General features: G+C 56.7%; 8 protein-coding genes. 7 read left to right on the top strand and 1 reads right to left on the bottom strand.

The window, feature by feature from the left end:
- The first annotated feature begins 269 nt into the window (after window positions 1-269).
- The 7 genes from CLV58_RS04820 to CLV58_RS04790 all read left to right on the top strand — a co-directional run bounded on the left by CLV58_RS04820 (window position 270) and on the right by CLV58_RS04790 (window position 9,192).
- Complete coding sequence (locus CLV58_RS04820; protein WP_106136641.1) at window positions 270-1,526, top strand: efflux RND transporter periplasmic adaptor subunit; 1,257 nt, start codon at window positions 270-272, stop codon at window positions 1,524-1,526.
- Complete coding sequence (locus CLV58_RS04815; protein ID WP_106136640.1) at window positions 1,523-2,977, top strand: TolC family protein; 1,455 nt, start codon at window positions 1,523-1,525, stop codon at window positions 2,975-2,977. Before CLV58_RS04820 ends, CLV58_RS04815 begins: the two co-directional genes overlap by 4 nt.
- Entirely contained in the window at window positions 2,974-3,675 is a 702-nt protein-coding gene (locus CLV58_RS04810) for an ABC transporter ATP-binding protein (RefSeq protein WP_106136639.1), read from the top strand. The genes CLV58_RS04815 and CLV58_RS04810 overlap by 4 nt, the downstream gene beginning before the upstream one ends.
- Before the next feature lie 217 nt (window positions 3,676-3,892).
- Window positions 3,893-5,140: an ABC transporter permease gene (locus CLV58_RS04805; protein WP_106136638.1), complete on the top strand. Its 1,248-nt coding sequence runs from the start codon at window positions 3,893-3,895 to the stop codon at window positions 5,138-5,140.
- 124 nt (window positions 5,141-5,264) lie between these two features.
- Window positions 5,265-6,407, top strand: coding sequence for an ABC transporter permease (locus tag CLV58_RS04800; protein ID WP_106136637.1), 1,143 nt, complete (start codon window positions 5,265-5,267; stop codon window positions 6,405-6,407).
- 140 nt (window positions 6,408-6,547) lie between these two features.
- Complete coding sequence (locus CLV58_RS04795) at window positions 6,548-7,918, top strand: sigma-54-dependent transcriptional regulator (protein WP_106136636.1); 1,371 nt, start codon at window positions 6,548-6,550, stop codon at window positions 7,916-7,918.
- The gene (locus CLV58_RS04790; protein WP_106136635.1) at window positions 7,915-9,192 is read left to right on the top strand and encodes a sensor histidine kinase; all 1,278 of its coding nucleotides are present in this window, start codon (window positions 7,915-7,917) and stop codon (window positions 9,190-9,192) included. The genes CLV58_RS04795 and CLV58_RS04790 overlap by 4 nt, the downstream gene beginning before the upstream one ends.
- Before the next feature lie 142 nt (window positions 9,193-9,334).
- Here CLV58_RS04790 and CLV58_RS04785 read toward each other — a convergent pair whose 3' ends face one another.
- The gene (locus CLV58_RS04785) at window positions 9,335-13,627 is read right to left on the bottom strand and encodes a hybrid sensor histidine kinase/response regulator transcription factor (protein ID WP_106136634.1); all 4,293 of its coding nucleotides are present in this window, start codon (window positions 13,625-13,627) and stop codon (window positions 9,335-9,337) included.
- Window positions 13,628-13,922 lie beyond the last annotated feature (295 nt).

Genomic DNA, 13,922 nt, shown 5'->3' with positions numbered 1-13,922 from the left:
CAGCAAGCCGCTTCGCCCGGGAATGTGTCAGGTCAGGGACCTGACACCACCGTCAAATCTAGGTCGGACCACGAAGGCCGGGCTGGCGTCCCAGACCATCCCTCATAGACTAGGAATGACAGAAAATCGCAACGATTCGTAGTATAACAGCGCACAGTTTGTGCGATTTCGCACAGGTTGAACTAGTTGTCTTTTAGTTAACTGATTGATAAATAATCAGTTATTGGCTGGCACCGTCTTTGGCGTAGTAATAGGGAAAACGCACAAAGATGGATCGTGAACTAGCCCCTGAATACGTAAGTCAATCCCGCCGAAAGAAAACGGGGCTGATCGTGGTCGTCCTGGCCGTGCTGCTGGCCGTCGGCATCGGCTTCCGGCAGTTACTAAATACGTCGGTCGACGCCGGTAAAATTCGCTCGGCGGTAGCGGAAATCGGGCCGGTCGAGAATACGCTGTCGGCGACGGGAGAAGTGATGCCTGCCTACGAACAGATCATCACCAGCCCGATTCAGGCCAGTATCAAACGGGTGCTGCTGACCCCCGGCACCCGCGTCCGGGCGGGGCAGCCGATTCTCGAACTCGACAAGTCGCTCACCCAGATCGAATACGACAAGATCAACGATCAGCTCGCCCTCCGGCATAACGGCATGGATCAGCTCCGGCTCAAACTGGATAAAGACCTGGCCGATGCGGATATCAACGATCAGATCAAGTCGCTCAACATCAACAAGCTACAGGCTGACCTCGACCACGCCCGTCGGCTGGTGCAGGTCGGCGGACAAACGCCCGAAGACGTCGTACAGGCTGAAAACGCACTGAACATCGCCCGGCTGGAAAAGAAACAACTCGAAAACAGCCTGACGTACAACCGACAATCGATGCGGGCCAGCCTGCGCGAGTCGCAGCTACAGGCGCAGGTCGAGGCTACCAATCTGCGGGTGATGGCGCACAAACTCCGGCAGGCCGACATCCTGACCGACCGGGCGGGGGTGCTGACCTGGGTCAACGAACGCATCGGTTCGGCCGTCAACGAAGGCGATATGCTGGCGAAACTGGCCGATCTGGGTAGCTTCCGGGTCGATGGTTCCTGCGCCGACGTGTATGCCGACCAGCTTAAAACGGGGCAGACGGTCATTGTGCGGGTCAACGAAACGGACCTGCGGGGACAGATTACGCAGGTCAAACCAGCCGTACAGAACGGTACGGTGCAGTTCAGCATCGACCTCGAAAACAACCGACATGCCTCGCTGCGACCCAACCAGAAAGTCGACGTGTTTGTCGTGACCAACCGCCGGGCCAGGACAGTACGGGTGCCCAACGGACCGACGTTTAAGGGAAAGCGGCAGCAGTTCGTCTGGGTGCTGACCAGCCCGACCAAAGCTATTCGGCGAGACGTCGACGTCGGGCTGTCGAACATCGACTGGGTCGAACTGAAAAGCGGGGTGCAGCCGGGTGAGCGCGTCATCCTGACCGACCTCAGCGAGTTTGAACACGTGCAGGAACTAACCATCGACCCGAACCCATGAGCCATCGTTTTACCTTGCTACTGGTCCTGCTGCTGACCGCGCAGGCTACGCTGGCCCAGCCCGTGTCGCTGACGCTCGACGACATCGTATCGCTGGCCCGTGAGCAGTCGCTGGCGGGAAAGCAGGCGGCTACGCTTCAGAAAACCAATTACTGGACCTTCCGAACATTCATGGCGGGCTTCCGGCCCCAACTGAGCCTGAGCGGCTCGCTGCCCAGCTTTACCCGCTCGTTCGTGCAGGTGATCCAGCCCGACGGTACCATCGTCTTTCAGCCCGTATCGAACAACAACTCGATTCTAAGCCTGTCGCTAAGTCAGAACATTCCCCTGACGGGCGGGTCGATTTACGTGCAGCAGCAGATACAGCGGTTCGACAATTTTCTGGCGAAAAACACGCTCTACAACGGCGTACCGTTCGAAATCGGCCTGAGTCAGCCGCTGTTTCGGTTCAACCAGATGAAGTGGGACCGCCTGACCGAGCCGCTGCGTTACGCCGAAAGCAATCAGCAGTACATCGAAGCCATGGAGCAGGTCGCCCTCGATGCAACGGGCTTCTACTTCGACCTGCTGGTGGCGCAGGTAAATCTCCAGATTGCCGAAACCAACCGCGCCAACAACGACACGCTCTACAAAATAGCCCAGCACAAACTGACGCTGGGCCGGATCTCCCGCAACGACCTGCTTCAACTGCAACTCAGTGTATTGAACGCGCAGAAAGACCTCGCGTCGGCCCGGCAAACGGCGGAAGTAGCCGCGCTCAAACTCCGCTCGTACGTCGGTTCCCGCGACGACCGGCCACTGGCGCTGGCCATTCCCAATCGGCTGAACCCGTTCACCGTCGACATAAAGCTGGCGCTGGAACAGGCGTTTGCCAACCGCTCGTCGGCGATCACCTTTCGGCGGCAGCAGCTCGAAGCCGACCGCGACCTGGAAAAGGCCCGGAAAGAAAATGGCCTGAATGCCACGCTGAACGCCAGCTTCGGCCTGTCGAACCGGGGGAGTCGCCCGACAGATCTGTACGTGCAGCCGCAGGACCGTCAGTTTGTCGAGATTCAGTTTGTCCTGCCGATCATGACTTGGGGGCGGGCCAAAGCGCGCACCGAAACGGCACTGGCAACCCAGCAACTGACGGTGCAGACCGTCGAGCAGAACAAGCGGATCATGGAACAGCAGATTTACACGCAGGTGACCTTGCTCGACATGCTGCGACAGCAGGTAACGCTCACCGCCGAAGCCGATCAGATTGCGCAGAACCGCTACCAGATTGCGCAGGACCGCTTTAAACTCAGCGACCTGAGCGTCACCGACCTGGGAATTGCTACCCAGGATAAAGACCGTGCCCGGCGCGACGCGATTCTGGCCCTGCGCGACTACTGGCAGGCCCACTATACCATCCGGCTATTGACCTTATACGATTTTGAAACCAACCAGAAACTGACACAATCCCGATGATCAAACTGACTAACATCGAAAAAGTGTACCGCACCAGCAGCATCGAAACGCTGGCCCTGAACACCATCAACCTGCACGTTGCCGCCGGTGAATTTCTGTCGATTATGGGACCCAGCGGCTGCGGTAAGTCGACGCTGATGAACCTGATGGGGCTGCTCGATACACCCAGTAAAGGTACCGTCGAGATTGCGGGTCAACTCGTTACGCAGTACCGCGACAAAGAGCTGGCGCAACTGCGGAATCAGCAGATCGGCTTCATCTTCCAGAGTTTTCACCTGATCAACGATCTGTCGGTACTCGATAACGTAGAAATTCCGCTGCTGTATCGGAAAGGTGATCCGGCGGGGGCGTCGCGCCGGGCGCTGGCCAAAGAAGCCCTCGAAAAAGTAGGCCTGAGCAACCGCATGACCCATTTCCCGGGGCAGTTGTCGGGTGGCCAGAAACAGCGCGTCGCCATTGCCCGCGCCATCGTCGGCAACCCCGCCATCGTACTGGCCGATGAACCGACGGGTAACCTCGACAGCGTGATGGGCAACGAGATCATGAGCATCCTCCAGCAGCTCAACACCGACGGCAGTACGATCGTGATGGTGACGCACGACGAAGCGATGGCCAAAAAAACGCACCGGCTCGTGCGGCTATTCGACGGCTCGATGGTCGGGGACGCAGTACTAAAGAGCGAAAGAGCGAAAGAATGAAAGAGCGAAACGGCTGGCGCGGGGGATGTGCTATAGGAATCTAGTGCTCTTTTTCATGCTCGTTTCACCCCTAAATCCCCTGAAGGGGACTTTGCTCACTGGCGGATTAAGTCCCCTTTAGGGGATTTAGGGGTAAACAGACGGGCAGCCAGTGATCAGAAGAAAAGCCGCGCGCAAGCATTCATTCAATCATTCTATCACTCACTCATTCAATCTTATGATAACCAACTACATCAAAATTGCCTGGAAGGTGCTGATGCGGCACCCGGTGTATACCTTCATTACACTCTTCGGTATCAGCCTGACGCTAACCGTCCTGATGGTGCTGACCTCATTTCTCGACCACCTGCTCGGGCCGCATTACCCCGAAACGAAACGCGACCGGTCGCTGTACATCATGCAGATGGCGCTGCGGGATTCGGCGCAGCAGGGGCAAAGCTCGGGGCCTATGAGTTTCCGGTTTCTGACCGATAACGTCAAAAGCCTTAAGACGCCCGAACGGGCGACGATCTGCACCTTCGTCAATAGTTCGAATGCGTATGTCGGGTCGCAAAAGATCAAGCTGAATACAAAGTTCACCGACGCTGATTTCTGGCGGGTGATGGACTTTACGTTCATCGACGGGAAACCCTATACGGAGCAGAACATCGCCAATGGTGACTATGTGGTAGTGATTAACGATGACCTGCGGAATCAGTACTTCGGTCGGGGGAATGAATCGGTCGTTGGGAAACCGATTGAGATTGAAAACATACGCTACCGCGTCATTGGCGTTGTCAAAGGCAGCCCGTTTACCCGGCCTTTCTCTTATGCCGACGTGTATTTTCCGTACACCACGCCCAAAAGTAACTACCAGGAGAGCGGCATTCGGGGTAACTACATCAGCATTATCCTGGCTAAAAAGCGGGCCGATATTCCCGCTGTTCAGGCTGAATTCCAGCAGCGAATGGCTCGGATTCCAAAGCCGATCATGTACTATGGTGCCAAATACACCACATTGGAATTGAACGCGGAGACTTACACCAACAATTTTCTCCGGCCCGTACTGGCAAGAGATACTGGTCTACGCACGATTCTCTTCGGCGTCCTTGCGTTTGTGCTGTTTATGCTGCTGGGTCTGCCCGCCATCAATCTGGTAAACGTAAACGTCAGCCGGATTATGGAGCGGGCGTCCGAGATCGGCATTCGAAAAGCCTTTGGGGCGTCCGTCAAAACGCTGGTCTGGCAATTCATCATCGAGAACATTTTTATCACGTTTATCGGTGGCGTCATTGCGCTGGTGCTGACCGGGGTTGTCATTCACTTCATCAATCAGAGTGGCTGGATTGCCTACGCCGACCTAACCATTAACCTGAGCGTCTTCATCATCAGCCTGCTGGTTTGCCTGCTGTTCGGCTTTCTGTCGGGCGTCGTACCGGCCCTGCGCATGTCGAAACTCTCTATCGCCGACGCACTAAAACAATAAAGAGCGAAAGAGCGAAAGAATGAAAGAGCGTATCAGTTGTCCACTCGTTCATCCTGCTCCGTATCGGCCAGTAACTTTCGCTCTTTCGCTCTCTCACTCTTTCACTCTTTCACTCTTTTATCTTATGCTCCGTCATCTGTTTAAACTTATCTGGAATAAAAAGCGGGCGCACACGCTGCTGATCGTCGAGATCTGGGCGTCGTTCATGGTGCTCTTTGGGCTGGCTACCCTGATTGTGGTTAACGTCAGTAAGTACCGGGAGCCGCTGGGTTTTACCTATGCCAACGTATGGGCCGTTCAACTGCACAACAATCAGGATACGACGGACGTAGGCGGTAAATTACAGCGTATTATCCAACGCGTCAGAACATATCCGGCGGTCGAATCAGCGTCGAGTATGGGCGATAATTTCCCCTTTTCGGCTTATCAGAACGGTAGCACTATTACGTATAAAAAGCATGACGTACAGGCTGACTATTACGCAACGGACGACAACTTTGCAAACACGCTGGGTATCGCCGTGCCTACGGGCCACTGGTACCGCAGTGCCGATAGCGTGGGTAAATACAGGCCCGTCGTTATCAATGAACAGGCGAGAAAAGAACTGTTCGCGACCGAAAATCCACTGGGCAAGATTATCAGCGATCAGTACAAAGTCGTTGGGGTGATCGACAATTTCAAAGCGAAGGGCGAGTTCATGGCTAACCAGCCTGCGCTGTTTGAATTAGCCAAAGCCAATAACACGATACTGGTTCGGGTCAAGCCCGGAACCGATGCCGCCTTTGAGTCAACGATGGTTAAAGCTATCGCGTCGCAGCTACCGGGTTGGGGTGTCGAAGTCGATTACCTGACCGACTCGCGCAAGAACCAGCACAACCTGGTGCTGGTGCCGATCATCATCGCGTCGATCGTCTGCGGCTTTCTGCTCATCAACGTCGCGCTGGGGCTATTCGGGGTGCTCAACCTGAGCATCACCCGGCGTCGGAGTGAGATCGGCTTGCGTCGGGCTATCGGGGCTACCGGCAGCGGGGTGTCGACCCAGTTTGTGGGTGAAACCTGGGTATTGGCTACCTTTGCCATGCTAATCGGGCTGCTGCTGGCGGTGCAGTTTCCGTTGCTGAATGTGTTCGACCTACAGGCGGGTGTGTATCTGACGGCGATGGGCATTGCTGTCCTGATTATCTACCTGATCGTGACGCTCTGCGCCCTGTTCCCCAGTCGGCAGGCTGCGCTGATTCAGCCCGCTACGGCGTTGCATGAAGAGTAATCGACTGAAAATTAGAAGTTTAATTGACTTTGACAATCGCCAGTTTACCCCCCGCCCCCTGAAGGGGGAGAAATCCACTCACAAATTTCTCCCCCTTCAGGGGGCGGGGGGTAATAGGGAATCAATTTGACCAACTCAGTATGATTCTCATCATTGATGACGATACCGCCATTCAAACCTCGCTTTCCTTATTGTTCAGGAAGGCGGGGTACCGCGTGCGCGTAGCCGACGGCCCCTTCGAAACGAATGAGGTGCTGGATCTGGAAACGCCCGCGCTGATTGTGCTGGACATGAATTTCTCGATCGACACCTCGGGCAATGACGGCTTACGGTTGCTGCGACGTATCCGGGAGCGGTTGCCCGTCGTGCCGGTGATTTTGCTGACGGGCTGGGGGACGATCGAACTGGCCGTCGACGGGATGAAAGCCGGTGCCAGCGATTTCATCACCAAGCCCTGGCAGAACGATTACCTGCTACAGGCCGCCGAAACGGCCATCAAACTGGCGGGAACCGACACCCGCTCGGTCAGCCGACGGCAACTCGATGAGCAGTTTCAGTTCGATAATATCGTGGGCAACGATCCGAAACTGCTCGACGTGCTGACGACCGTCGGCCGGATTGCCCCGACTGATGCGCCGGTGCTGATCACGGGCGAAAGTGGTACGGGTAAAGAGCTGATTGCCGAGGCCGTACACCAGAATAGCCGCCGAAAGCGGCAACCCTTCGTCAAGGTCAATCTGGGTGGCATCTCCGAAACGCTGTTCGAGAGCGAACTCTTCGGTCACGTACGCGGAGCCTTCACCGATGCCAAAGCCGACCGCGTCGGGCGTTTCGAACTGGCGAATAAGGGCAGTATTTTTCTGGACGAAATCGGCGATCTGGCCCCGGCCTCGCAGGTCAAGCTGCTACGCGTATTGCAGGACCGGACGTTCGAGCCGCTGGGTAGCAGCAAACCCAAAACGGTCGACGTGCGGGTGATCTGCGCGACGAACCGCAATCTGGAAGCGATGGTCGCGCAGGGGACGTTTCGGGAAGATTTGTTTTACCGGATCAACCTGATTACGGTACCATTACCCGCCCTGCGCCAACGGCCCAACGATATTCCCACGCTGGTCCGGTTTTTTCTCGACAACCTGAAAGTACTGTACAACCGGCCCGATCTGCGCGTCAGCGACGAGGCTCTCGACTGGCTGAAAACGTTACCATTGCCGGGTAATATTCGCCAACTGAAAAATCTGGTCGAGCGAACCGCGCTGCTTGTTTCCGGCAACGAACTGACCGTCGCCGACTTCGAAAAATACGTCCCGCCATCTGCACCGACGACAGCCGCCGTGCGGTTGCCGCAGGTCGGGAGCCTGACGCTCGATCAGATGGAACAGCAGATGATTCAGCAGGCTATGGCCTTTCACCAGAATCGGGTGGGTAAAGTAGCCCGGTCCTTGGGCATCACCCGCTTTGCGCTTTACCGCCGACTGGATAAATTCGGCATCGCTTACTCCGCCGACGAATGAGGTTTCTAACGCGTTACCTGCTCTACCTGATCGGTTTACACCTGATTCTAGCCTGGCTGGCGTATACGGCCTTCAAAGCGGAGTCGATCTGGCTTGTCGGCAGCGAGGTCGTGCTGCTGGGGTCGCTGTTTCTGGGTGCGGATATGTACCAGACTTTTCGGCGGCCGGGTCAGTATATCGGGTCGGGTATCGAGGCCATTCGCGACAAGGATTTTACCATCAAGTTCGTGCCGACGGGTAATCGGGACGTCGACGAGCTGATTCGGGTCTACAACCTGATGATCGACCAGCTCCGGCAGGAACGGACGCATCAGGCTGAACAACAGTCGTTTCTCGATAAACTGATCGACGCGTCGCCCATCGCCCTGCTGATTTTCGACTACGACGGCCGCATCACATCCGCCAATCCCAAAGCCATTACCCTGCTACGGCGACCGCTCGACGCGTTGCTTAATCAACTGCCCGACGAGGTAGCCCATCCGCTGCTGAGTCAGTTTATGAGCCTGCCGCCTGAACAGCCCCAACTGGTGCAACAGACCGGTATCGAGCGGTACCGGGTGCTACGGGCGACGTTTATGGATCGGGGCTTCGCGCGGCAGTTTCTGCTGATCGAAGAACTGACGGCCGAACTGATTACTACGGAGAAGAACGCCTACGGTAAGGTAATCCGGATGATGGCCCACGAGGTCAACAATTCCATTGGCGCGGTCAATTCCATCATGCAGACGCTGACGCCGGAACTGCCCGACCCTGATTCGCAGCGAGCCATGCGCGTCGCGATCGATCGCAACGACCGGCTGAACGGGTTCATGCGCCGGTTTGCCGACGTGGTGCGTATTCCCCCGCCCGTCCGAACGCGGGTCGATTTGCGGGATGTCGTACAGCAGGTGGGTCAGTTGATGGGACCACCAGCGTTGAAACTGTGCGTAGCGGTCTCCGTCGATGTGCCCGACCAACCCGTTTGGTTGTCGGCCGACGTGGCGCAGTTGGAGCAGACATTGGTCAACATTGTCAAGAACGCCCTGGAAGCCTGTGCGGCTGGTCATCAGGTGCAAATCCAACTGGACCCGCGTCGCCTTCAGGTCCGTAACAATGGGCAACCCATTCCGGCCGAACTGGCGAACCGCTTATTCGACCCGTTCCTAAGTACAAAAGCGACCGGGCAGGGCATTGGCCTGATGGTTGTCCGCGACATTCTGCTGAATCACGGCTTTACGTTCTCCCTGAAGACCAAATCCGACGGCTGGACCGTCTTCAGCATCGATTGGGAGTAGTTAGCCGCTTCTTTTTCGGACAGGATTACAGGATTGACAGGATTTTGCCGAATAGTTTAAAAACCTGTCAATCCGCCAATCCTGTCAAATACAACCTATGTCTGCGCGCAACTGTGGTCGAGAATCACTGTTGCCGGATGCCTTATTCGCCGGAGTCGACGGCTGATGGGCGGTGCTGCTTGGCGTAGTCTGAGGGCGACAGTTTAAACAAGTGCTGGAAGGCTTTTCGGAAGTATTTGACATCCTCAAATCCCACCAGTTGCGCTACTTCGCTGATTCGGAGCGAACTGGATGTTAGCAGCTGTGCCGCGTGTTTCATCCGCACGTCCCGGATAAACTCAATCACCGTTTGTCCCGTAATCGCTTTGATATGCCGGTAGAGTACAGACTGACTCATGCCCATTTCCCGTACCAGTACTGCTACGGAAAAGTTGGGGTCGCTGAGGTTGGCTTCGACGATCTGCATGGCCTTTTCGAGTAGCTGCCGTTCCGCATCCGGAATGACAATGTCGGTGGGTTCGAGCAGGATCTGCTGGTGGTAGTAATCACGGAGCCGGAACCGGTCTTGCAGCATGACCGACAGCTTGGTCAATAGCACCTGTGGATTGAACGGCTTGGCCATGTACTCATCGGCCCCGGTTTCTAATCCTTCCAGCTCGTGGACGGCCGCAACCCGCGCCGTTAGCAGCACCACCGGAATATGGCTGGTTTTAGGGTGCTGCTTGATCGTACGGCACAGCTCAAGACCGTTGCTGCGGGGCATCATGATATCACTGACGACGATATCGGGCAGGAGGTCGAGCGTTTTGACCCAACCATCGAGCCCGTCGACGGCTGAATGAACGGTGAAGGCGGGGGAAAGCAGGTTCGTCAGATAGTGCCGCAGTTCGTCGTTGTCTTCTACCAGCAGCACATGGGCCGCTCTGACTGGCGAGCTAACGGGTGCATTGTCTGGCAGGGGGATACTGGCGGTCAGCGTTGCCGGGATAGCGGTTTCATCAGCTGTTTTTTCGGCGCGGATGGCATCGGGGGGGAGGTGCGCGTGACCGAAGGGAAGTCGCATGATGAATGTAGTACCCATACCGATGGTACTTTGGACCGACACGGTTCCCCGGTGCGCGTCCGTAAATTGCTTGACTAGTGATAGGCCAAGACCAGTACCCGTTACGCGCAGCGTCTCGGTATGCGATGCCTGATAATACGGATCGAAAACTTTATCGACCTGATCGGCCGGCATCCCGATGCCCCAGTCGCGCACGATTATCTGTAGGTAATTGTCCTGCAAAACGTCGTTCAGAAACGTCGCCGGACTGTCAGGCGAACCGACACAGGCTACTGTTACCCGAATCCGACTTCCTTCCGGTGTGTATTTAAATGCGTTCGACAGCAGGTTGGTCAGCATGATTTCGAGTTTGCTCCGATCGAAATACAGCCATATGGGTTCGGCAGGCGCATGTAGCGCGTAGTCAAGCCGTAGTTCTTCGGCTTTCAGTTTAAAGATCAGGACGATCTCGGTCAGGAACGGGATCACGTTGTCGCGGGAAGCGCGCAGAGTGATGTGACCGGTTTCAGCCTTGCGGAAATCCAGCAACTGATTGACGAGATCGAGGAGTTTCCGGGTTTGCTGCTGCATCAACAGGATGCGTTCACGCACCTGTGCTCCCGGCAGTCCTGCTGTCGACACCAGTTCATCCATCGGCCCCAGAATCAGCGTTAGCGGGGTACGGAGTTCGTGGGATACGTTCGTGAAGAAGCGCAGTCGGCTATCGGTCATCTCCTTTTCTTTTTCAGCCTTGTACTGCTCCAGTGCCAGCTTGTTTTGCAGTGCCTGCTGACGTAGTTCGGTTCGTCGGTAGAACCACAGCGTGCCCAGAAAGGCGCTGACATAGAGAAGATACGCCCACCAGGTGCGCCACCAGGGAGGCAGGATGGTGAGGGTCAGACGGGCTTCTTTCGGCGACCAGATGCCGTCGTCGTTGCTCGCCTTCACCCGAAACGTATACGCACCGGCGGGGAGGTTGGAAAACGTAGCCACCCGCTGGTCCGGTGCGGGGTACACCCAGGTATCGTTGTACCCTTCGAGCTGGTACGCATACCGCTGCTTCTGTGGGTTGGCGTAGTTGAGCCCGACGAAGTCAATCGCAAAGTCATTTTCCGACGCGTTCAACCGGATCGCTGGATGCTGAGCAAACGCCTGGGCGATGAGTACCCGCCCGTTGACCGTGTCGCCGGGTGCTACCGATTGATTCTGGACACGAAGGCCCGTAATCTGAACCAGTGGCGGATAGGGGTTGGGATGAATCGATCGGGGCTGAAAGGCCGTGATACCGTTGGTGCCGCCGAAATAGAGCGTGCCGTCGGTGCTGCGATAAGCCGCGCCCACTTTGAACGAGTTGCTTTGTAGCCCGTCGGTCACGTCGAAATGAAGCAGCTGATCCGTTTTGGGGCTGAACTTGTACAGGCCCGCGCCCCCGATCCAGAGATTACCCGCATTGTCGGCGAGCAGGCTTTCGATGTCGGTTTCGGGAATCCGCTGCTGATACCGGACAACGTGTTCCTGCCCGCCCGCGCCGGTCGTCAGCCGGTGTAGCCCCCCGCCAATCGTACCGATCCATAGGTTTCCCCGGCCATCATCGAGCAAGGGCCAGGTGTAGTTGACCAGCAGGCTATTGGGATTGCCGGGCTGGTGTAGAAACTGATTGAGCACAAGTAGTGAGTCGGCCTGCGGGCGAAGTTTGAGCAACCCGGCGTCGCGGGTGCTGGCCCAAAGCACGTTTCGGCTGGTATCGTAGAGTAGGGCGGTCAGCTGATGAGTAGGCAGTATATTGTTGGTTCGATCGTAATGCATCAAATAGCGACCCTGCCGACTAAACCGATGCATACCCGCATTGAAGGTTGCCACCCAGATTGTCCCGAAGCGATCTTCGGTGATGCTTTCGATACTGACGCCCCGCCAGTTGAGTCCCGGTCTGCCAGCGGAAAGCCGCCTGGGGAGCCGATCCTGGCCGGGCCGATCCTGGCCGGGCCGAAAGGTGTACAGCCCGCCGTAGCGGGTGCCGATCCAGAGGGTATGGTCAGCCGCCAGAAATAGTGCCGATACGTCGAGGCCATTTGCGGTGGCGAAACCGGGCCGCATCAGGTAGTTGTGGTAGGTTTGGGTCGACAGGTCGTAACTGGCCAGGCCATTACGGGTGCCAATCCATAGTCGGTTCGCAGCGTCGTCTTTGCAGATAGCGTTGATGTAGTCGTTGGCCGGTGTCACCGGGCCGGTGATGGGTTGACGAAGCTCCTGGAACGGCTTGGCCCGTAACCGCAGCTGATTCAGCCCCCCGGCCGACGTAGCCAGCCACAGGTTATGAAACTGATCTTCCAGAATGTCATGTATCCGTACGGAGTTGATGCTGTACGGATCGGCATCGGAGGGCAAAAAAGCATGGACTTGGGTTTCATCGATGGGGGGCATATCCGCCGTTCGGGGTTTGCCTTCCATCAGTAGCAGGCCGTAGTGCGTGCTGACCCAGAGCCGGTGAAACGAATCGAGAAATAAACTTTCGACGTCGGCGAACGTGCGGTGGAGCGGTTGAAAAGCGGGAGGGCTGACTGACTGGAGATTTGGCGCAGCGGCCCAGTAGACGCGATCGTCGGTACCGACCCAGAGACCAGTTTGCCGGTCACTATGGATGGCCCGGATGTTCTGTCCCCCAACGGCTGGAACGGGTACAGCCTGCAAGGGAATCGCTGGCCGACCGGTGGCTGTGTTGAATCGCCAGAGTCCGTGCCCCAGCGTACCGATCCAGAGTGTGCCCCCACTGTCGAGGGCAAGTTTGTTGATCGTCGGTTCCTTGTCGGCCTGACCCGTCAGTCGAATGCGACTAGCTGCCAGAAGCCTGCCACCAGGACCAAACTGAAGCATGACCACCCCGTTACGTTGCGTGGCTACCCACAACCGCCCCCGCCGATCGCTGGTAATGGCGTGTACGTTGGTCTGCCAAAGTAGATCGAGCGCTGCTGTCGCAATGGCAGTTCCGGATTCGGTACCGCCGGGATGGTACGACTGCCAGTTCGTGATGCTGCGGAAGCGATCAGTATCGGCGTCGTACCAGAACAGCCCCGCCCGTTCGACCCCGGCCCACAAAGTGCCGTAACTGTCGACGTGTAGCGTCCGAATTCGATTGGCCGATACGCCCCGTGCCGTGTCGACGGGCAGGTTGTAGGTTTTCAATGCATAGCCGTCGTAACGGTTGATGCCTTTGTTGGTGCCAATCCAGATGAAGCCGCTGCGGTCCTGCGCCACGCACATGGCATCGCTGTGTGACAACCCCCGGTCGATGGTGATGTGCTCGAAGCGGAACTGATCCGGGCTTTGCTGCGCCAGGCTGGGAAGGATTGTTCCGAAGACGAGTGTCAGCCAGTGTATGTATTTGCGAAACCACATAGGGGCGATACGTAAATCGGTTCAGGCCGGGCGACGCGGTATTCGTCGGTGTCGATAGTCTACGTAACTGTAGTGTTGAACTTTCCGGGTATCGTGCTGACAGGCTACAATCGACGCTGTGTAGCGATTATCTGATTGTGTACCCCCTTGAAACGGCCCGAGTCACCGATTTACCAATGTTATGCCTGTTTTACCGGACATGATCTGGCGAATTTAGCCCCTTTTTTTGGCGAAAACGTCACCCACCGGTTCAAAACACAACCCTTAGGTTTGTACTATTCAAACATTTGATTTT

Source organism: Spirosoma oryzae (assembly GCF_003002825.1).
In the GTDB taxonomy this organism is placed as follows: domain Bacteria; phylum Bacteroidota; class Bacteroidia; order Cytophagales; family Spirosomataceae; genus Spirosoma; species Spirosoma oryzae.
The sequence above is the reverse complement of the archived record's forward strand: the minus strand, read 5'-3'. Positions and strand labels throughout refer to the sequence as shown.

Bases quoted from the DNA above. Each gene is read 5' to 3' on its own strand.
- CLV58_RS04820 (WP_106136641.1), top strand. From the start codon at position 270: ATGGATCGTGAACTAGCCCCTGAATACGTAAGTCAATCCCGCCGAAAG.
- CLV58_RS04785 (WP_106136634.1), bottom strand. From the start codon at position 13,627: ATGTGGTTTCGCAAATACATACACTGGCTGACACTCGTCTTCGGAACA.
- CLV58_RS04790 (WP_106136635.1), top strand. From the start codon at position 7,915: ATGAGGTTTCTAACGCGTTACCTGCTCTACCTGATCGGTTTACACCTG.
- CLV58_RS04810 (WP_106136639.1), top strand. From the start codon at position 2,974: ATGATCAAACTGACTAACATCGAAAAAGTGTACCGCACCAGCAGCATC.
- CLV58_RS04805 (WP_106136638.1), top strand. From the start codon at position 3,893: ATGATAACCAACTACATCAAAATTGCCTGGAAGGTGCTGATGCGGCAC.
- CLV58_RS04795 (WP_106136636.1), top strand. From the start codon at position 6,548: ATGATTCTCATCATTGATGACGATACCGCCATTCAAACCTCGCTTTCC.
- CLV58_RS04815 (WP_106136640.1), top strand. From the start codon at position 1,523: ATGAGCCATCGTTTTACCTTGCTACTGGTCCTGCTGCTGACCGCGCAG.
- CLV58_RS04800 (WP_106136637.1), top strand. From the start codon at position 5,265: ATGCTCCGTCATCTGTTTAAACTTATCTGGAATAAAAAGCGGGCGCAC.